Genomic DNA, 20,071 nt, shown 5'->3' with positions numbered 1-20,071 from the left:
CTCCGGAGCCGTCCGTGCGCATCCTGCTGCTCTCCACCGCCGACACCGACCTGCTGGCCGCCCGTGCCAGCGGCGCCGACTACCGGCTGGCCAACCCCGCCCGGGTCACCGCCGACGCGGTACCCGCGCTGCTCGACGGCGTCGACCTGGCCGTCGTACGCCTGCTCGGCGGTCGGCAGGCGTGGCCGGAGGGGCTCGCGGCGGTGCGCGCCGCGGGCCTGCCGACCGTGCTGCTCGGCGGCGAGGCGGTGCCCGACGCGGAGCTGACCGCGGCGTCCACGGTCCCCGCCGGGGTGGCCGCCCAGGCGCTCGCGTACCTGGTCGAAGGGGGCCCGGAGAACCTCGCCGAGCTGGCCCGCTTCCTGTCCGACACGGTGCTGCTCACCGGCGAGGGCTTCGCCCGGCCCGCACCCACCCCACCGTTCGGCATCCTCGGCGGCGAGGCCGGCGGGACCGGCGGAACCGGCGAGACCGGGGGGACCGCCGACGGGCGGCCCACCGTCGGCATCGTGTTCTACCGGGCGCACGCCCTGGCCGGGAACACGGCGTTCGTCGAGGTCCTCGCCGACGCGGTCGGTGCGGCCGGTGGCCGGCCGCTGCCGATCTTCTGCGGCTCGCTGCGCGGGCTCGCCCCCGGTGACGGGCCGCTGGCGCTGCTCAGCCGCTGCGACGCCCTGGTGGTGACCGTCCTCGCGGCCGGCGGCACGGTCGCCGCCGACGCCTCCGGCGGGGGCGACGAGGACGCCTGGGACGTCGGCGCGCTCGCCGCCCTGGACGTGCCGGTGCTCCAGGCGCTCTGCCTGACCGGCACCCGCGACCGGTGGGCGGCCAGCGACGCCGGACTGTCCCCACTGGACGCCGCGATGCAGGTGGCCATCCCCGAGTTCGACGGCCGGATCGTCACCGTGCCGTTCTCCTTCAAGCGGATCGACGCCGACGGCCTGTCGGTCTACCAGGCCGATTCGGAGCGGGCCGCCCGGGTCGCCGGCCTCGCCGTCCGGGCGGCCCGGCTGCGGCACCTCGCGAACGCCGACAAGCGGGTCGCGGTCGTGCTCAGCTCCTACCCGACCAAGCACTCCCGGGTCGGCAACGCCGTCGGGCTGGACACGCCCGCCTCGGCGGTACGGCTGCTCGCCGCGCTCGCCGACGCCGGCTACCACCTCGGCGACGCGCCCCTGCCCGACGACGGCGACGCCCTGATCCACACGCTGATCGCGGCCGGCGGCCACGACGTCGAGTGGCTCACCCCCGAGCAGTTGGCCGCCGCCGAGGCCCGGGTGCCGGGGGAGACCTACCGGCGCTGGTTCGACGCGGTGCCCGCCGGGCTGCGCGCCCGCGTCCGGGAACACTGGGGCGAGCCGCCCGGCGCGCTCTACGTCGACGGCGGCGACCTGGTCCTGGCCGGGCTGCGGTTCGGCAACGTGGTGCTGCTGATCCAACCGCCGCGCGGGTTCGGCGAGAACCCGGTCGCCATCTACCACGACCCGGACCTGCCGCCCAGTCACCACTACCTGGCCGCGTACCGGTGGCTCGCCGCGTCCGCCGCCGAGGGCGGCTTCGGCGCGGACGCCGTGGTCCATCTCGGCAAGCACGGCACCCTGGAATGGCTGCCCGGCAAGGGGCTCGGGCTGTCCGCCGACTGCGCGCCCGACGCGGTCCTCGGCGACCTGCCGCTGGTCTACCCGTTCATCGTCAACGACCCCGGCGAGGGCACCCAGGCCAAGCGCCGCGCGCACGCCGTCGTGGTCGACCACCTCGTCCCCCCGATGGCGCGCGCCGAGACCTACGGCGACCTGGCGAAACTCGAACAACTGCTGGACGAGTACGCCACCGTGCAGGCGCTCGACCCGAGCAAGGCGCCGACCGTGCGACGGCAGATCTGGGACCTGGTCCGCGCCGCCCAGCTGCACCACGACCTGCACGTCGACGCGATGCCCACCGCCGACGACTTCGACGACTTCGTGCTGCACCTCGACGGTTACCTCTGCGAGGTCAAGGACGTGCAGATCCGCGACGGCCTGCACGTGCTCGCCGAGGCGCCCACCGGGGAGCCCCGGGTCAACCTGGTGCTCGCCGTGCTGCGCGCCCCGCAGGTGTGGGGCGGTGTCCGGGCCCTGCCCGGACTGCGCCAGGCGCTCGCCGCCCACGTCGGCCTCGACGAGGCGGCCCTGCTCGCCGCGCCCGGGGCGCGGATCGCCGTGCCGGCGGCGCTCACCGACGCGGTCGACGGACCGGCCGGCACCGCCGCCGACGCGGTCGACCTGATCGAGGCGCTGGCCCGCCGGCTGGTCCTCGGCATGGAGACCCTCGGCTGGGACCCGGCGAAGGTCGACGCCGTGGTCGCCGAGGTCGTCGGCACGCCGGTGCCGGACGCCGCCGAGGTGCTGCGCTTCGCCGCCCGCGAGGTGGTGCCCCGGCTGGACCGGACCACCGACGAGATCGACCGGGTGCTGGGCGCGCTCGCCGGCCGGTTCGTGCCGCCCGGGCCCTCCGGGTCCCCCACCCGGGGCCTGGTCAACGTGCTCCCGACCGGCCGCAACTTCTACTCCGTCGACCCGAAGGCGATCCCCAGCCGCAACGCCTGGGACGTCGGGGTGGCCCTCGCGGACTCGCTGCTGGCCCGGCACCTCGCCGACACCGGCGGGTACCCGCGCTCGGTCGGGCTCACCGTCTGGGGCACCAGCGCCATGCGCACCCAGGGCGACGACGTCGCCGAGATCCTCGCCCTGCTCGGCTGCCGCCCCACCTGGGACGACCTGTCCCGCCGGGTCACCGGCGTCGAGGTGGTGCCGACCGCCGAGCTGGGCCGCCCCCGCATCGACGTGACCGTCCGCATCTCCGGCTTCTTCCGGGACGCCTTCCCGCACGTGGTGGCGCTGCTCGACGACGCCGTGCGGCGGGTCGCCGCGCTCGACGAGCCCGCCGCGGCCAACTACGTCAAGGCCCACGTGGACGCCGACCTGGCCGGGCACGGCGACGAGCGGCGGGCCACCGCGCGGATCTTCGGCTCGAAACCGGGGGCGTACGGGGCGGGGCTACTGCCGCTCATCGACGCCCGGAACTGGCGCACCGACGCCGACCTCGCCGAGGTGTACGCCGTCTGGGGCGGCTACGCGTACGGCCCCGGACTGGACGGGCGGGAGGCACGCGCCGACATGGAACGGTCCTTCGCCCGGATCGCGGTGGCGGTGAAGAACCAGGACACCCGCGAGCACGACATCGTCGACTCCGACGACTACTTCCAGTACCACGGCGGGATGGTGGCGATGGTGCGCCACCTCACCGGCGCCGACCCGGCCGCGTACGTGGGCGACTCGGCCCTGCCGCACGACGTGCGGACCCGCACCCTGGGCGAGGAGACCCGCCGGGTGTTCCGGGCCCGGGTGGTCAACCCGCGCTGGATCGCCGCGATGCGCCGGCACGGCTACAAGGGCGCCTTCGAGCTGGCGGCCACCGTGGACTACCTGTTCGGCTACGACGCCACCGCCGGCGTCGTCGACGACTGGATGTACGAGCGGCTCGCCGAGGCGTACCTGTTCGATCCGCAGACCCGCGGGTTCCTCGAACGGTCCAACCCGTGGGCGCTGCGCGGGATCACCGAGCGTCTGCTGGAGGCCGCCGACCGGGGCCTGTGGGCCGCGCCCGAGCCGGCCACCCTCGACCGGCTGCACGAGACGTACCTGGCCAGCGAGGGCGACCTGGAGGACGAGCGATGACGGCGTTCCCGTTCAGTGCGGTGCTCGGCATGGACGCGATGCGCCTCGCCCTGCTGCTCAACGCGGTCGACCCGGCGATCGGTGGGGTCCTCGTGCGGGGCGAGAAGGGCACCGCGAAGTCCACCGCCGTCCGGGCCCTCGCGGCGCTGCTGCCCCCGGTGGAGCAGGTCGCGTCGTGCCGCTTCGCCTGCGAGCCGGCCACCCCCGACCCGGACTGCCCGGACGGGCCGCACCCGGTCGCCGCGCCGGCCCGGCACCGCCCGGCCCGGCTGGTGGAGCTGCCGGTCGGGGCCGCCGAGGACCGGGTGGTCGGCTCGCTGGACCTGGAGCGCGCCCTCGCCGAGGGGGTACGCGCCTACGAGCCCGGCCTGCTCGCCGCCGCCCACCGGGGCGTGCTCTACGTCGACGAGGTCAACCTGCTCCACGACCACCTGGTCGACCTGCTGCTCGACGCCGCCGCGACGGGGCGCTGCCACGTCGAGCGGGAGGGCGTCTCGGTCCGGCACGCTTCCCGGTTCCTGCTGGTCGGCACCATGAACCCGGAGGAGGGGGAGCTGCGCCCGCAGCTGCTCGACCGGTTCGGGCTGACCGTCGAGGTGGCCGCCAGCCGCGATCCCGCCGTCCGTACCGAGGTGGTCCGCCGCCGGCTCGCCGCGGACGCCGACCCGGCCGGGTTCGCCGCCCGCTGGGCGGCGGCCGACGCCGAGCTGGCCCGCCGGGTCGCCACCGCCCGCCGCCGGCTGCCCCGGGTGACGCTGCCCGACCCGGTGCTGCGCCAGATCGCCGAGGTGTGCGCGGCGTTCGACGTGGACGGCATGCGCGCCGACATCGTCACCGCCCGCGCCGCCGTCGCCCACGCGGCCTGGCAGGGCCGCGACCGGGTGGGCGCGGACGACGTCCGGGTCGCCGCCCGGCTCGCCCTGCCGCACCGCCGCCGCCGGGACCCGTTCGACAGCCCCGGGCTGGACGAGAAGCGCCTGGACGAGGCGCTGGACCGGGCCCGCGACGCCCACCCCGACGACGACCCGGACGACGACGGCCCGGGTCGGGGCGGCGACCCGAACGGCGGCCCGGGACCCCAGGGCGGCCCGAACGGGCCGGGTCCGGACCGCGACCCGGACGGCCCGGGACCGCACGGCCCGGGACCGCGACACGGCGCTGGTGGCGCGGACGGGGCGGCGGCCGGCGGGGACGGTGGCGCGCAGCCCGACGCCGACGGTCGCCCCGCGCCGGCCTGCGGTGCCGGCCGAGCCCGAGACGGCGGCCGGTGGCCGGCGAACCACACCGAGGGCGGACCCGGCGCCGGGGATCCGTCGCCCGGCGACGACCGGTCGGACGACCACACCGGTGGCACCGAGGTCCGGCCCGGCGCCCGCGCCGGTCGCCCGGCCGGGGGCGGTGCCCACCTGCCCGGCGAGCGGGCCGGCGCGGTGGCCGTACCTCGGGAAGGGCTGCGGGCCCGGCTGCTGACCGCGCCCGGGGTGGGGGAGGGGGTGCCGGGCCGGCGGTCGCGGGCCCGCACCGGGCGGGGGCGCACCACCGGGGCGCGCACACCCGCCGGCCGGGCCGGCGCGCTGCACCTGCCGGCGACCGTCCGGGCCGCCGCCCCGCACCAGGTCGCCCGGGGACGGGCCGGCGGGCCGCTGCGGTGGCGCGCCGACGACCTGCGCGAGGCGGTCCGGGAGGGGCGGGAGGGCAACCTGGTGCTCTTCGTGGTCGACGCCAGCGGCTCGATGGGCGCCCGAGCCCGGATGTCCGCCGTCAAGGGCGCCGTGCTCGCCCTGCTCACCGACGCCTACCAGCGCCGGGACACGGTGGCGGTGGTCGCCTTCCGGGGCGCGGGAGCGCGGCTGCTGCTGCCGGCCACCTCCTCCGTGCTGGCCGCGTCGGCCCGACTGGCCGAGCTGCCCACCGGCGGGCGTACCCCGTTGGCCGAAGGCCTGCTCGCGGCCGCCGAGCTGCTGCGCGTGCAGCGGCTGCGCGACCCGGCGCGACGCCCCCTGGTGCTGGTCGTCACCGACGGCCGGGCCACCGCCGGCGACCGCCCGCTCGACCGCGCCGCCCGGGCCGCGGCGGTGCTCGCCGCCACCGGCGCGCCGTGCGTCGTCGTCGACTGCGAGACCGGCCCGGTCCGCCTGCGACTGGCCGCCCGCCTCGCCACCCAGCTGCACGCCCCGGTGCACCCCCTCTCCGCCCTCACCACGAACGCAAGGAGCGCCGCCTGATGCCGCAGGGCAAGCCGACCCAGGTACCCGCCGACGGGCTGACCACCCGGCAGCGGCGGCACCGGCCGCTGCTGGTGGTGCACACCGGACAGATGAAGGGCAAGTCCACCGCCGCGTTCGGGCTGGCGCTGCGCGCCTGGACGGCCGGGCTGCCGATCGGGGTGTTCCAGTTCGTCAAGAGCGCCAAGTGGCGGGTCGGCGAGGAGAACGCCTTCCGCGCCCTCGGCCAGGTGCACGCCGACACCGGCCAGGGCGCCCCGGTGACCTGGCACAAGATGGGTGAGGGCTGGTCCTGGATCCAGCGCGGCGGCGAGGCCGACCACGCGGCCGACGCCCGAGAGGGCTGGCGGCAGGTCCAGCGCGACCTGGCCGCCCAACGGTACGGCCTGTACGTGCTCGACGAGTTCACCTACCCGATGGCGTGGGGCTGGGTCGACGTCGACGAGGTGGTCGACACCCTGCGCCACCGCCCCGGCTTCCAGCACGTGGTGATCACCGGCCGGGACGCCCACCCGCGCCTGGTCGAGGCGGCCGACCTGGTCGCCGAGCTGACCAAGGTGAAGCACCCGATGGACGCCGGCCAGAAGGGTCAGCGGGGCATCGAATGGTGACCGGCTGGGCGCTGCCCCGCCTGGTCGTCGCCGCCCCGGCCAGCGGGCACGGCAAGACCACGGTGGCCACCGGGCTGCTCGCCGCGCTGCGCCGCCGCGGCCTGACGGTCAGCCCGCACAAGGTGGGCCCCGACTACATCGACCCCGGCTACCACGCGCTCGCCGCCGGCCGCCCCGGCCGCAACCTCGACCCGTGGCTGGTCGGCCCGGAACGCATCGCCCCGCTGCTGCGGCACGGCGCGACCGTGCCCACCCCGGCCGACGTGGCGGTGGTGGAGGGCGTGATGGGGCTGCACGACGGCGCGGTCGGGCGCGGGGCGTACGCCTCCACCGCCCAGGTGGCCCGGCTGCTCGACGCGCCGGTGCTGCTGGTCCTGGACACCACCGCGCAGGGCCGCTCGGCCGCCGCGCTGGTGCTCGGCATGCGCGCCTTCGACCCCGGGGTCCGCCTCGGTGGGGTGATCCTCAACCGGGTCGGTTCGCCCCGGCACGAGACCCTGCTGCGTGACGCGCTCGCCGAGGTGCGGGTCCCGGTGCTGGGCGCGGTGACCCGGGCCGCCGAGGTGACCGCGCCGTCGCGCCACCTGGGGCTGGTCCCGGTCGTCGAACGCGCGCCCGAGTCGCTCGCCGTGGTCGCCGCGCTCGCCGACCTGGTCGAGTCCACCGTGGACCTCGACGCGGTGCTGGCGCTGGCCCGGACCGCGCCGCCGCTGACCGATCCCGCCTGGGACCCGGTCGAGGCGGTCGGCGGTCCCGCCAGCACCACCCGTCCGGTGGTCGCCGTCGCCGGTGGTCCGGCCTTCTCCTTCTCGTACGCGGAGACCACCGAGCTGCTCACCGCGGCCGGCGCCGAGGTGGTGACCGTCGACCCGCTGCGCGATCCGGCCCTGCCGCCCGGTACCCGGGCGGTGCTGGTCGGCGGCGGTTTCCCCGAGGTGCACGCCGAGGCGCTGGCCGGCAACGCGGCGCTCCGCGCCGAGCTGGCCGACTTCGCCGGCCCGGTCGTCGCCGAGTGTGCCGGGCTGCTCTACCTGGGCCGGGCCCTCGACGGGGTGCCGATGTGCGGCCGGCTGCCGCACACCGCCCGGATGACCGGCCGGCTCACCCTCGGCTACCGCGAGGCGGTGGCCGCCGCCGACTCCCCGGCGCACCGCGCCGGTGACCCGGTACGCGGGCACGAGTTCCACCGCACGCGCACCGACCCGGGCCACGGGGACACCCCCGCCTGGCGCTGGGACGGCGCGGCGCACGGCTTCGTCAGCGGCCGGGTGCACGCCTCCTACCTGCACACCCACTGGGCCGGGCAGCCCGGGGCGGCACGCCGGCTGGTCGAGGCGGCGAGCCGGTGACCGCCACCCTGACCGGGGTCGGCGTGGGCCCCGGCGACCCGGAACTGCTCACCCTCAAGGCGGTCCGCGTGCTGCGCGCCGCCGACCTGGTGTTCGTGCCGGTCATGGCGCAGCCCGGTGACCCGTCCGCCGGCCGGGCCGAGACGACCGTACGGGCGCACGTGCCCGCCGACCGGCTGCGCCGGCTGCCGTTCGCCCTCGACGACCGGGGCGGGGTGACCGCCCGGCGGGAACGCGCCTGGGACGAGGCGGCGGCGGCCGTGGTGGCCGCCGTCGACGCCGGGGCCCGGGCGGTCGCCTTCGCCACCATCGGCGACCCCAACGTGTACTCGACCTTCGGCTACCTCGCCCACGGGGTGCGGGTACGCCGGCCCGACGTGGTGGTGCGCACCGTCCCCGGGGTCACCGCCATGCAGGAGCTGGCCGCCCGCTCCGGCGTGCCGCTGTGCGAGGGCCGGGAGCCGCTGACCCTGCTGCCCGCCACCGCCGGCCTGGCGCCGGTCGCCGACGCCCTCGCCGGCGGCGGGACCGTGGTCGTCTACAAGGGTGGCCGGCGCCACCCGGAGCTGCTGCGCGAGCTGTGCCGGCAGGGCCGCGACGGCGACGCCGTGCTGGGCCGCGCGCTCGGCCTGCCCGACGAGTGGATCGGCCCGGCGCACGCGCACCCCGACGACCTGCCGTACCTGTCGACGCTGCTGGTCCCGGCCCACCGGGACCGCCGGGGAGGAAAACTGTGAGCACCAGTGGAAAGGTGTGGTTCGTCGGGGCCGGGCCCGGCGCGGCGGACCTGCTGACCCTGCGCGCCGCGCGGGTGATCGCCGCGGCCGACGTGGTGGTCTGGGCGGCCAGCCTGGTGCACGCCGACGTGCTCGGCCACGCCCGCGCCGACGCCGAGATCGTGGACTCGTCCCGGCTGCCCGTCGAGGGGGTGCTGCCGCTCTACCGGCGGGCCGTCACGGAAGGGCTGACCGTGGCCCGGATCCACTCCGGCGACCCCGCGCTCTGGGGTGCGGTGCAGGAGCAGCTCGACCTGTGCCGGGCGCTCGGCCTGGCCGTGGAGATCGTCCCGGGCGTCTCCTCGTTCACCGCCGTCGCCGCGCTCGTCGGGCGGGAACTGACCATCCCCGAGGTGGCCCAGTCGGTGATCCTCACCCGGCTGGAGGGCGGGAAGACGCCGATGCCCCCCACGGAACGGGTCCGTGACTTCGCCCGGCACGGCACCACCATGGCGCTCTTCCTCTCCGCCGCCCGCTCCGGCCAGGCCCAGGCCGAGCTGCTGGCCGGCGGGTACCCACCGGACACCCCGGTGGTCGTCGCGTACCGGGCGACCTGGCCGGACGAGCTGGTCGTGCACTGCGTCCTGGGTGACCTGGAGGCCACCGTCAAGGCGCACAAGCTCTGGAAGCACACCCTGTTCCTGGTGGGGCCGGCGCTCGCCGCCACCGGCACCCGCTCGCACCTCTACCACCCCGGGCACTTCCACACCTACCGCCGGGCCGAGCCGGCCGCCCGCGCCGCGCTGCGCGCCGGCCGGCCCGTCGACCCCGCCGGGTCCGCCTCCGGCGGGGACCCCCGATGACGTACGCCGACCCGCCGCTGCGGGAACCGGACCTGCCGCGTACCGCGAAGGTCCGGCCGACCGCCCTGCGGACCGGCTGGACCACCGGCGCGTGCGCCACGGCGGCAGCCAAGGCGGCGGTGACCGCGCTGGTCACCGGCGTGCCGCAGCGGGAGGTGGAGATCGGCCTGCCGGCCGGCCGACGGGTCACCTTCCCGGTGGCCCGTTGCGCGGTGCAGGCGGCCCGGCGGGCCGAGGCGGTCGTGGTGAAGGACGCCGGGGACGACCCGGACGTCACCCACGGCGCGGAACTCACCGCCACCGTCGACTGGCGCGACCGACCCGGGCTGCGCCTCGACGGCGGCCCGGGCGTCGGCACGGTGACGAAGCCCGGCCTGGGCCTGGCGGTGGGCGGTCCCGCCATCAACGACACCCCCCGTCGCATGATCGGCCGGGCGGTCGCCGAGGTCGTCGACCTGACCGAGGTCGGCGTGCGGGTGGTGATCAGCGTGCCGCGCGGCGAGATCATGGCACGGAAGACCACCAACCGGCGGCTCGGCATCCTCGGCGGCATCTCCATCCTCGGCACCACCGGGATCGTCCGGCCGTTCTCCACCGCCTCCTGGCGGGCCAGCGTGGTGCAGGCCGTGCACGTGATGGCCGCCCAGGGCGAGCGGACGGTGGTGCTCTGCACCGGCGGGCGTACCGAGCGGGCCGCCCGGGCGCTCCTGCCCGAGCTGCCCGAGGTGTGTTTCGTCGAGGTGGGCGACTTCACCGGCGCGGCGGTCACCGCCGCCGTCGACGACGCGATGACCGGGGTGGTCTTCGTCGGAATGGCCGGCAAGCTCGCCAAGCTGGCCGCCGGCATCCTGATGACCCACTACACCCGGTCGAAGGTGGACCTGTCCCTGCTCGGCGCGGTCACCGCCGAGGCCGGCGGCGACACCGACCTGGTCGACGCGGTCACCGCCGCCAACACCGGACGGCACGCCTACGAGTTGTGGGAGGCGGCCGGGCTGCTCCGGCCGGCCGGTGACCTGCTCTGCGCCCGGGTACGCCAGGTGCTGCGCCGCTTCGCCGGTCCCACCGTCACGGTCGACGTGGCCATGGTGGACTTCGCCGGCGACCGGGTGGTCGCCTCCTCCGGCCGGTGGACCGCATGATCCCCGCCCGACCCCGGCCTGCTGTCGCCGCGCGCGTGCCGTCGTGGTGCCCACCAGGCATCAGCCGGCGGGGCGGCTGGCCGGGTGGCGCCATCGGATGGCACATCACTTCTCGCCGTCATGTCTGTGAGACATGAACATGTCTGACAGACATCACGGTCACGCGTGGTCTGGCCGCCGGAGTGGTCACGCTGCGTCACCGGGTTCCTCGCCGCCCTTCGCAGCGGCGGTCGTCCGGGCCGTGCCGGACCCCGCGCCCGTGGTGGTAGGGGCCCTGCCGGACGCCACGCCGGCCGTCGTCCCGGTCGCGCCGGCGGTCGGGGGCGCCGTCGTCACCGTGGCCGGAGTGGACGCGGCGGGTACGCCGGCGCACCCGGCGCTCGCCGGGGCGCTGGCCGGTGCCGGGCTGGTGGTCGGCGCGGCCCGGCACCTGGCCGCCGTGCCGGTGCCGCCGGGCTGCGCCACGGTCACCCTCGGGCCGGTCGAACCCGCGTTGTGCCGGCTCGCCGACGCCGTCGCGGCCGGGGTCCCGGCGGTGGTGCTGGCCAGCGGCGACCCGGGCTTCTTCGGCATCGTGCGCCGGCTGCGGGCGGCCGGCCTGCCGGTCCGGGTCCTGCCCGCGGTCTCCAGCGTCGCCGCGGCCTGCGCCCGTGCCGGGCTGCCCTGGGAGGGCACGGCGGTGGTCAGCGCGCACGGCCGTGACCTGCGGCCCGCGCTCAACGCCGCCCGTGCGTTGCCCGCGGTCGCGGTGCTCACCGCCCCCGGCGCGGGCGCCGCCGAGGTGGGTGCCGGCCTGGCCGGCTGGGACCGGCGCCTGCTGGTCGCCGAGCGGCTCGGCGCCCCCGACGAGCGGCTCACCTGGACCACACCCGCCGAGGCCGCGACCGCGACCTGGGCCGACCCGCACGTGGTGCTCAGTCTCGCCCCGGACTGCGACGGCGGGATGCGCGCCGACAACCAGCCCGCCGCCGCGCCCGCCGAGGGTTGGGCGTTGCCCGAGTCGGCGTACGCGCACCGGGCTTCGATGATCACGAAGGCGGAGGTCCGGGCGCTGGTGGTGGCCCGGCTGCGCCCCCGCCTCGGGCGGCTGGTCTGGGACGTCGGCGCGGGTAGCGGCTCGGTCGGGATCGAGTGCGCCCTGCTCGGCGCGGCGGTGATCGCCGTCGAGTCCGATCCCGACGCCCCGGTCCGGGCCAACGCCGCCCGGCACGGGGTGGACGTCCGGCTGGTCACCGGCCGGGCCCCGGCCGCGCTGGCCGGCCTGCCCGACCCGGACGCGGTCTTCGTCGGCGGGGGCGGCCTCGACGTGCTCGCCGCCGTGACCGACCGCCGCCCGGGCCGCGTCGCGGTGACCCTGGCCGCCCTGGACCGGGTCGCCCCGGCCGTACGCCTGCTGCGGGCGGGCGGCTACGCGGTCGAGGGCAGCCAGCTCGCCGCCGCCCGCCTCACCGACCTGCCGGGCGGTTCGCTGCGCCTGGCCGCCACCAACCCGGTGTTCGTGCTCACCGGAGACCTCACCCGGGAGACACCGTGACCACGATCGGACTCGTCGCCGCGACCGCCGCCGGCCGCCGGCACGCCGCGATCCTCGCCGCCGCCTGGCCGTCGGCCCACCTGGTCGAGGCGGAGAGCAGCGCCGACGCGCTGCGCGCCGCCTGGGCGGAGCACGACGCGGTGGTGGCGTTCCTGGCCACCGGCGCGGTGGTCCGGGTCCTCGCCCCGCTGCTCGGCGACAAGCGCACCGACCCGCCCGTGGTGGTGGTCGACGAGACGGCCCGGTACGCGGTCGCCCTGCTCGGCGGGCACGCCGGGGCCAACGACCTCGCCGCCGGGGTCGGGGCGCTGCTGGACGCCCGGCCGGTCGTCACCACGGCCACCGACGCCGTCGGCCTGCCCGGCCTGGACACCCTCGGCTGGCCGGTGGAGGGGGCGCTCGCCGCGGTGTCCCGGGCGATGCTCGACGGCGAGCCGGTCCGGCTGCTCGCCGACGCCACCTGGCCACTGCCCGCCCTGCCGGCGAACGTCCGGATCGAGACCGCGCCGCCGGGCCCCGGGCCGGGCCACGACGGCCGTCCGCCGGCAGCCGGTCCGGCCGGCCCACCCGACGGCCACCGGCCCCCCGAGCCCGCGCCGGCCGATCTGCCCGGCAGCCACCGGCCCAGCGACCCCGGGCGGGCGGGCGGCCACCGGGCGGCCGACCCCGGCTGGCGGATCCTGGTCACCGACCGGGTGGTGCCGCTCGACGACCGGACCGTGGTGCTGCGGCCGCCGTCGCTGGTGGCCGGGATCGGCTCCAGCCGGGGCGTACCGGCCGCCGAGGTGACCGAGCTGCTGCGCCGGGCGCTCGACGAGGCGGGGCTGAGCCCGGCCAGCCTGCGCTGCCTGGCCAGCGTCGACCTGAAGGCCGACGAGGCGGGCATCCGCGCCGCCGCCGGGGCGTACCGCGTACCCCTGCGGTGCTGGCCGGCGGCGGAGCTGGCGGCGGTCGACGTGCCGCACCCCAGCGAGGTGGTCCGCGCCGCCGTCGGCACCCCGAGCGTCGCGGAGGCCGCGGCGCTGCGCGGCGGCGGTGCGCTGCTGGTGCCGAAGACCGCCTCGGCGATGGCCACCGTGGCCGTCGCCCGGCACGCCCCGCGCGGCCGGCTCGCCCTGGTCGGGCTCGGCCCCGGCGCGGCCGACCTGCGCACCCCGCGCGCCGTCGCCGAGCTGCGCCGGGCCGCCGTGGTGGTCGGCCTCGACCAGTACCTCGACCAGGTACGCGACCTGCTCCGGCCGGGCACCCGGGTGCTGGCCAGCGGACTCGGCGCGGAGGAGGAACGGGCCCGGGCCGCCGTCGCCGAGGCCGCCGCCGGGCACGCCGTCGCGCTGGTCGGCTCCGGCGACGCCGGGGTGTACGCGATGGCCAGCCCTGCCCTGGAGGAGGCGGACGACCGGATCGACGTGGTCGGGGTGCCCGGGGTGACCGCCGGCCTGGCCGCGTCCGCGCTGCTCGGCGCGCCGCTCGGGCACGACCACGTCTACCTGAGCCTGTCCGACCTGCACACCCCCTGGCCGGTGATCGCACGGCGGGTGGCCGCCGCCGCCGAGGGCGACCTGGTGGCCCTGCTCTACAACCCGCGCAGCCGCACCCGCGACTGGCAGCTCGGCGCGGCGCTGCGGACCTTCGCCGCGCACCGGCCTCCGGACACCCCGGTCGGCGTGGTGCGCAACGCCAGCCGCCCCGGCCAGCGGGTGCACCTGGCCACCCTGGCCACCCTCGATCCCGCGCTGGTCGACATGTACAGCGTGGTCGTCGTCGGCAGCTCGCAGACCCGGCTGGTCGCCGGCCGCATGGTCACGCCCCGGGGGTACCGGTGGCGCGGGTGACCGTCGGCCCCTGCCAGGGCTGCGGCGCCTGCCTGCTCACCTGCCCCGTCCACGCGATCCGCCCCACGCCCGCCGGCCTGCGCGTCACCGACCGCTGCACCGGCTGCCTGGAGTGCCTGGAGATCTGCCCGGTGGACGCCATCCGCGTCGACCCCGAACCCCGAGGAGACCGATGACCTCGCCCCCGACCGCCGCCGCGCCGCCCGCCGGCCGGTTCAGCCGTGCCGAGCGGATCCGCCTCGGCGGCGTCGTCTGCGCGGTCGCCGCGCTGCACGTCGCCGGAGTGAGCCTCTACCTGTACTGGAACCACCAGCCGGTGGCCGCCGGTGGGCTGGCCGGCGCCGGCACCCTGGCGTACGCGCTGGGGGTGCGGCACGCCTTCGACGCCGACCACATCGCGGCGATCGACGACACCACCCGGCTGATGCTGCTGCGCGGTCGGCGTCCGGTCGGGGTGGGCTTCTTCTTCGCCCTCGGCCACAGCGCCGTGGTGCTGCTGCTGGCGCTGGTCGTCGGGCTCGCCTCCACCCGACTGACCGGCACCCGGCTGGCCGGCGTCCGCGAGTTCGGCGCGACGGTCGCGGTGCTCACCGCCACCGCCTTCCTGCTGCTGGTGGCCGGCCTCAACGCCACCGTGCTGGCCGGGCTGGCCCGGCTCTGGCGCCGGCTGCGCGCCGGCGCGCTGGACCCGGCCGAACTGGACCTGCTGCTGCTCAACCGGGGCCTGCTGCACCGGATCCTCGGTGGCCGGTCCCGGGCCCTGGTCCGCTCCTCCTGGCACATGGCCCCGGTCGGGTTCCTGTTCGGGCTGGGCCTGGAGACGGCCAGCGAGGTGACCCTGCTGGCGCTGTCGGCGAGCACCGCCGCCGGCGGCGGCCTGCCGGTGCTCGCCCTGCTCACCCTGCCGCTGCTCTTCGCCGCCGGGATGTCCGCCATGGACACCGCGGACAGCCTGCTGATGAGCCGCGCCTACTCGTGGGCGTACCGGCAGCCGGCCCGGCGGCTCTGGTACAACCTGGCCACCACCGGGATGACCGTGCTGGTCGGCGCGCTGGTCGCCAGCGTCTACCTGGCCGGGTTGCTGGTCGACCACCTGGGCGTCACCGCGCTGGCCGGGTACGCCGCCGTCGCCGAGCACTTCGAGCAGTTGGGCTACGCGGTGGTGGGCCTGTTCGCGCTGGCCTGGGGCGGGGCCGTGCTGCTCTGGCGGCTGCGCGGGCACGACCGCCGCTACGGGTCGGTCGCCCCGTGAGCCGGGCGGTGCACCCGATCGAGGTCGAGTCGTACCGGATCCTGCGCTCCCGGGTCGACCTGTCGCACCTGCCGCCGCTGACCCGGGCGGTCACCGAGCGGGTGGTGCACGCCAGCGCCGACCTCGACTACGTCACCGACCTGGTCTGCGCCGAGGACGCCCTGGCGGCCGGGCTGGCCGCCCTGCGCGGTGGCGCGCCGGTGGTCACCGACGTGTGGATGGTGGCCGCCGGGATCACCGGCCGGGAGGCGGTCTGCCCGGTCGCCGAGCCGGCCGCCGCCGAGTTGGCCCGCGCCACCGGCCTGACCCGCTCCGCCGCGGCGGTGCGGATCGCGTACGGGCGGGTCGGTCCCGGCGCGGTCTGGGTGGTCGGCTGCGCGCCGACCGCGCTGGTCGAGGTGATCGACCTCGGCGTCGAACCGGCGCTGGTGGTCGGCCTGCCGGTCGGTTTCGTGGGCGCCGCCGAGAGCAAGGCGGCACTGCGGGCCAGTGGCCTGCCGGCCGTGTCCAACGTGGGGGAGAAGGGCGGCTCGGCCGTCGCCGCCGCCGCGCTCAACGCCCTGCTGTACCTGGAGGAGAAGTGATGGACCGCAGCCCGCTGCTGATCGTCGGGCACGGCACCCGCAGCACGGCCGGCGTCGACCAGTTCGCCGCGCTGGTCGACCGGATCCGCCGCCGGGGCGTCGTCGACGACGTCGAGGGCGGCTTCATCGAGCTGTCCCGACCGCCGCTGACCGACGCGGTCGGCGCGCTGGTCGGGCGGGGACACCGGCGGCTGGTGGCGCTGCCCCTGGTGCTCGCCGCCGCCGGGCACGGCAAGGGCGACATCCCGGCCGCGCTGGCCCGGGAGAAGCGCCGCCACCCCGGCCTGCGGTACGCGTACGGCCGGCCACTCGGCCCGCACCCGCTGCTGCACGAGGTACTCGCCCGGCGGATCGACACGGTCCTCGACGGCGCGGAGCGGCTCGGCACCTGGGTGGCCCTGATCGGCCGGGGCTCCACCGACCCGGACGCCAACGCCGAGGTCACCAAGGTGGCCCGGCTGCTCTGGGAGGGCCGTGGGTACGCCGGCGTGGAGCCCGGCTTCATCTCGCTCGCCGAGCCGTCGGTGCCGGCGGTGCTGGAGCGGCTGCGCCGGCTCGGCGCCCGGCGGATCGTGGTCGCCCCGTACTTCCTCTTCGCCGGGGTGCTGCCGGACCGGATCGTCGCGCAGTCCGACGCGTACGCCGCCGAGCACCCGGAGCTGGACGTGCGGGTGGCCGACCTGATCGGCGACTGCGACGAGCTGGCCGACCTGGTGCTGCACCGGCACGCCGAGGCGCTGCGCGGGGACATCCGGATGAACTGCGACACCTGCGCGTACCGGGTGGCGCTGCCCGGGTTCGTGGACAAGGTGGGCCGGCCGCAGACCCCGCACCACCACCCGGACGACCCGGCGGACGGCCCCGGCCACCACCACCACGATCACCACCACGCCGACCACCGGCACGAGCCGGCGCTGCGCCCCGGCCAGGTCGCCGTGGTGGGCGGCGGCCCCGGCCCCGACGACCTGATCACGGTACGGGGAAAGGCGCTGCTCGACGCGGCCGACGTGGTGGTCGCCGACCGGCTCGCCCCGGTGGGGCTGCTGAACGGGCTGCGCCCCGACGTGCTGGTGGTCGACGCGGCCAAGGTGCCCCGGGGTCCCGGCATGGCGCAGGAGGCGATCAACGAGACGCTGGTCCGGCACGCCCGCGCCGGCCGGCGGGTGGTCCGGCTCAAGGGCGGCGACCCGTACGTCTTCGGGCGCGGTCACGAGGAGGTGCTGGCCTGCGCGGCGGCCGGGGTGCAGACGGTGCTGGTGCCCGGGGTGAGCAGCGCGGTCGCCGCGCCGGCGCTGGCCGGGGTGCCGGTGACCCACCGGGGCGTGGCGCACGACGTCACGGTGGTCTCCGGGCACCTGCCGCCCGGGCACCCGGAGTCCCTGGTGGACTGGGCGGCGCTGGCCCGGGCCCGGGGCACCGTGGTGCTGCTGATGGCGGTCGAGACGATCGGGAAGATCGCGACGGCGCTGGTCGCGCACGGCCGCGCCCCGGACACCCCGGTCCTGGCGGTGTACGAGGCCGGGCATCCCGGGCAGCGGGAGTGGTCGACCCGGCTGGACGAGGTGGGCGCGCGGGCCGCCCGGGAGGGGCTGCGCCCACCCGCGGTCTTCGTCCTCGGCCCCGTGGTCGACCTCCGCAGCTGACCGGCGACGAGGAAGGGCCCCTGCGCAACGCCTGCGGTAGCGGAATGCGCCCTTACCGACACCTCCACCACGACCGGTGGGGCGGCTCCGGACCGGAACCGCCCCACCGTGCCGCCGGAGGTCAGGCCAGGTCGGCCCAGCGGGCGTACATGGTCAGGTCCCGGGCGGTGCGCCGGGCGAGGTCCGGCTGGACCGCGGTGCCCCAGCCGGCCGCCTCGGTGGCGGCCTTGTGCAGCTGCGCGGCGGCGGCGTCGACCGAGGCGGCCGGCAGCCCGGGGGCGAGCAGCCGCTCGGCGGCGACCAGCCGGGCCCGCACCTGGGCGGTGGCGGCGGTCGGCGCGCAGGCGGTCGCCCCGGCGAGGCTGGTCCGCAGGGCGGCCACGCCGGTCCGGGCCGCGGCCCGGTGGTCGGCGTGCGGGACCACCGACCGGGTCCGGAAGGTGCCCTCCCGCAGCGCCTCCTGCTGGCGGGCGTTGAGCTGGTTGTACGCGAACAGCGCCGCGCCGTCGGAGTCCGCGTCGTCGACCGCCTGCACCTGGTCGAGCATCAGGTCCGGCGAGGAGCCGCGCAGCGGGCCGTAGGTGGCGGTGTAGAGCGGCACGTCACCGACGCGCTGGCGCATCACCGCCGTGTCGTGCCCGACCGAGCCGGCCGAGGTGCCGAAGGACATCCCGGTGAGGAAGTCCAGGGTGCCGGCGTCCACCCAGGCACCCCAGTTCTGGAACTTCTTGGCCAGCCCGTCGGTCGGGTCGGCGAAGACGGCAGCGGAGAGCTTCCGGTCCGCGGCGACCCGCCGTTGCAGGGTGCGCACCTGGTCGACGAAGGTGGTGATCTGCTTCTCCCGCCAGGCGTTCCAGGTCGGCCACTGCGGCGAGTCCGGCGTCAGGGTGTACGGGTCGACGCCGTGCTCGGCGGCGAACGTCTGCCGGCTGTACGTCGAGTAGGAGAAGTCGGCGCCGTACGGCAGCGAGACCGGGTAGCGGATGTAGTCCAGGTGCAGCCCGTCCAGGTCGTAGCCGCGCAGCAGCTCCTCGTAGGTGGCGAGCACGTGCCGGCGGACGGCCGGGATGGCGGCGTCGACCCAGTAGTAGCCGGGTTCCATCCGGGACGGCTGCGGGCCGGCCTTGCCGACGTCCTCGCGCTCGACGGCCGCCCAGTCGGGGTGGGCCTTGAGCACCGGGCCGCCGCCGGACTCGACGCCGACGAAGAAGGTGTGCGTCCAGGCGTGCAGCTCGATGCCGCGGGCGTGCGCCTCGGCGATCCAGACCTTCAGCGGGTCGAAGCCGCGCATCTCGGGCCGCTGCGCGGGCATGCCGGCCCGCTCCGCGACCGCGCTCGGGTAGATGGTGTAGCCGCCCCAGACGGTCTCCAGGAAGACCATGTTGAATCCGGCGGTGGCGATCCGGTCCAGCGAGGCGCGGATCTGCTCGGGGCTGGTCTCGATCGGCCGGACCCAGAGCCCGCGTCCCTCGACCGGGCGGGACTCGCGGGCCCGGTACCCGGCCACGTCGGCCCGGCGGGCGGCGTCGCGGGCCAGCTCGGCCGAGCGCTGCGGCTCACCGGCGGCGGCGTCGCGGGCCCGGGCCAGCAGCGCGGTGGCCTCGGTGAGCGCGGCGTCCACCGCGGTGGGGTCGATCTCCAGGCAGGTGGCGACCGCGCTCTGGCGGCCCTGCCGGGCGGCGGCGACGGCCCGTTCCGCGCCGAGCAGGTAGCTCTCGGCGTCCACGTCGACGGTGACCGTGTCGCCGGTGACCGTCACCTTCGCGCCCAGCGGGGCGTTCCCCTCCAGCCACGAGCCGCGCGAGCCGTGCCCGGAGAGCACCAGTCCGTCGGCCGGTACGACGCTGTTGCCGCCCTGCCGGGAGACCACCCGGCCGTCGCGGACGGTGACCTCGAAGCCGTAGTCGTTGGTGCCGGTGCGCTCCCGACCGACGGCCGGGGTGTACGCGATCAGCTGCTCGGCGCCGCGGCAGCCGGGGAAGCACTCGCCCTTGGCCGGGTCGACCCCGGCCGGGTTGCTCGCGGCGGTCGGGTCGGTGGCGTCGAGGGTGCCGGTGGCCCGCCGGATCAGCAGGTTGCGCAGCTCGATCCGGTCGCCGGCGTGCAGCCGGTCGCGCAGCCAGCGCCGGTCGTCGGTGCCGCCGGTCTCCGGCGGGGACGCCGAGAGCACCACCCCGTCGGCCGGGATGGCGTTGTTGCCCGGCTGCGGGCAGCTGTCGAAGACGGTGCAGACGCTGAGCACCTGGTACGTTCCGCCGCCGGTGGCCCGCAGCACGGCCTCGCCGCCGAAGGCGTTGGTCTTGGTCTCCGCGCCGGAGTCGGGGGTGTAGAGGGCGAGCACGCCGGCGGCGCGCGAGGACGGGTCGATGGCGTCGATGGTGGCGGTCGCGCCGTCGGCGGCGACCACGGTGGGCAGGCCCGAGGTGGGGTCGGCGGCGATCGCCGGGGTGGTCGGGACGGTCAGCAGTCCGAGCAGGACCACGCCGGCCGACCCGACGGCGGCCCGTCGCAGGGGTGTGGGGGAAGGCATGCGCCCCATCGTGTGCCCACTGGTACGGACAAGTCAAGGCTTCAATCTGGTAACCAAACCGGACACTGAGCGCA

General features: G+C 77.3%; 13 protein-coding genes and 1 pseudogene. 13 read left to right on the top strand and 1 reads right to left on the bottom strand.

Annotation, left to right across the window (positions count from 1 at the left end):
- The first annotated feature begins 14 nt into the window (after positions 1-14).
- From cobN to cobA, 13 genes and pseudogenes are all read left to right on the top strand, one after another.
- Positions 15-3,716, top strand: a complete 3,702-nt coding sequence (gene cobN / locus GA0070611_RS09625) for a cobaltochelatase subunit CobN (RefSeq protein WP_091661118.1) — start codon at positions 15-17, stop codon at positions 3,714-3,716.
- Positions 3,713-5,941 carry a VWA domain-containing protein gene (locus GA0070611_RS09620; RefSeq protein ID WP_091661115.1) on the top strand — a complete coding sequence of 743 codons (2,229 nt, stop codon included), beginning with the start codon at positions 3,713-3,715 and terminating at the stop codon, positions 5,939-5,941. Before cobN ends, GA0070611_RS09620 begins: the two co-directional genes overlap by 4 nt.
- Entirely contained in the window at positions 5,941-6,552 is a 612-nt protein-coding gene (gene cobO, locus GA0070611_RS09615; RefSeq protein ID WP_091661112.1) for a cob(I)yrinic acid a,c-diamide adenosyltransferase, read from the top strand. Before GA0070611_RS09620 ends, cobO begins: the two co-directional genes overlap by 1 nt.
- Entirely contained in the window at positions 6,546-7,901 is a 1,356-nt protein-coding gene (locus GA0070611_RS09610; protein WP_091661106.1) for a cobyrinate a,c-diamide synthase, read from the top strand. Before cobO ends, GA0070611_RS09610 begins: the two co-directional genes overlap by 7 nt.
- Positions 7,898-8,638 (top strand): precorrin-2 C(20)-methyltransferase, encoded by a 741-nt coding sequence (gene cobI, locus GA0070611_RS09605; protein ID WP_091661102.1) that lies wholly within the window; start codon positions 7,898-7,900, stop codon positions 8,636-8,638. Before GA0070611_RS09610 ends, cobI begins: the two co-directional genes overlap by 4 nt.
- A complete protein-coding gene (cobM, locus tag GA0070611_RS09600) occupies positions 8,635-9,480 on the top strand; it encodes a precorrin-4 C(11)-methyltransferase (RefSeq protein ID WP_091661099.1) in 846 nt (281 codons plus the stop codon). Before cobI ends, cobM begins: the two co-directional genes overlap by 4 nt.
- Positions 9,477-10,622 carry a cobalt-precorrin-5B (C(1))-methyltransferase gene (locus GA0070611_RS09595; RefSeq protein ID WP_091661094.1) on the top strand — a complete coding sequence of 382 codons (1,146 nt, stop codon included), beginning with the start codon at positions 9,477-9,479 and terminating at the stop codon, positions 10,620-10,622. Before cobM ends, GA0070611_RS09595 begins: the two co-directional genes overlap by 4 nt.
- 259 nt (positions 10,623-10,881) lie before the next feature.
- Entirely contained in the window at positions 10,882-12,156 is a 1,275-nt protein-coding gene (gene cbiE, locus GA0070611_RS09590; protein WP_091661089.1) for a precorrin-6y C5,15-methyltransferase (decarboxylating) subunit CbiE, read from the top strand.
- Positions 12,153-13,988: a precorrin-3B C(17)-methyltransferase gene (gene cobJ, locus GA0070611_RS09585; RefSeq protein WP_269456355.1), complete on the top strand. Its 1,836-nt coding sequence runs from the start codon at positions 12,153-12,155 to the stop codon at positions 13,986-13,988. Before cbiE ends, cobJ begins: the two co-directional genes overlap by 4 nt.
- Positions 13,976-14,134, top strand: a pseudogene (locus tag GA0070611_RS09580) (4Fe-4S binding protein); the annotation flags it as partial. The gene cobJ and the pseudogene GA0070611_RS09580, both read left to right, overlap by 13 nt.
- Positions 14,135-14,160: 26 nt before the next feature.
- Positions 14,161-15,240, top strand: coding sequence for a HoxN/HupN/NixA family nickel/cobalt transporter (locus GA0070611_RS09575; protein WP_091661083.1), 1,080 nt, complete (start codon positions 14,161-14,163; stop codon positions 15,238-15,240).
- Positions 15,237-15,824 carry a precorrin-8X methylmutase gene (locus tag GA0070611_RS09570; protein WP_091661078.1) on the top strand — a complete coding sequence of 196 codons (588 nt, stop codon included), beginning with the start codon at positions 15,237-15,239 and terminating at the stop codon, positions 15,822-15,824. Before GA0070611_RS09575 ends, GA0070611_RS09570 begins: the two co-directional genes overlap by 4 nt.
- Positions 15,824-17,467, top strand: a complete 1,644-nt coding sequence (cobA, locus tag GA0070611_RS09565; RefSeq protein WP_091661073.1) for a uroporphyrinogen-III C-methyltransferase — start codon at positions 15,824-15,826, stop codon at positions 17,465-17,467. Before GA0070611_RS09570 ends, cobA begins: the two co-directional genes overlap by 1 nt.
- Positions 17,468-17,588: 121 nt before the next feature.
- Here the strand turns inward: cobA and GA0070611_RS32195 are convergent, their stop codons facing one another.
- A complete protein-coding gene (locus GA0070611_RS32195) occupies positions 17,589-19,997 on the bottom strand; it encodes a glycoside hydrolase family 10 protein (protein WP_157740280.1) in 2,409 nt (802 codons plus the stop codon).
- Between the last annotated feature and the right edge of the window lie 74 nt (positions 19,998-20,071).

The sequence above is a fragment of the Micromonospora auratinigra genome, from assembly GCF_900089595.1.
GTDB classification, from domain to species: Bacteria; Actinomycetota; Actinomycetes; order Mycobacteriales; family Micromonosporaceae; genus Micromonospora; species Micromonospora auratinigra.
This window is presented reverse-complemented; position numbering and strand designations above follow the sequence as displayed.

Bases quoted from the DNA above. Each gene is read 5' to 3' on its own strand.
- GA0070611_RS09620 (WP_091661115.1), top strand. From the start codon at position 3,713: ATGACGGCGTTCCCGTTCAGTGCGGTGCTCGGCATGGACGCGATGCGC.
- cobO (WP_091661112.1), top strand. From the start codon at position 5,941: ATGCCGCAGGGCAAGCCGACCCAGGTACCCGCCGACGGGCTGACCACC.
- GA0070611_RS09610 (WP_091661106.1), top strand. From the start codon at position 6,546: ATGGTGACCGGCTGGGCGCTGCCCCGCCTGGTCGTCGCCGCCCCGGCC.
- GA0070611_RS09595 (WP_091661094.1), top strand. From the start codon at position 9,477: ATGACGTACGCCGACCCGCCGCTGCGGGAACCGGACCTGCCGCGTACC.
- GA0070611_RS09575 (WP_091661083.1), top strand. From the start codon at position 14,161: ATGACCTCGCCCCCGACCGCCGCCGCGCCGCCCGCCGGCCGGTTCAGC.
- cobA (WP_091661073.1), top strand. From the start codon at position 15,824: ATGGACCGCAGCCCGCTGCTGATCGTCGGGCACGGCACCCGCAGCACG.
- GA0070611_RS32195 (WP_157740280.1), bottom strand. From the start codon at position 19,997: ATGCCTTCCCCCACACCCCTGCGACGGGCCGCCGTCGGGTCGGCCGGC.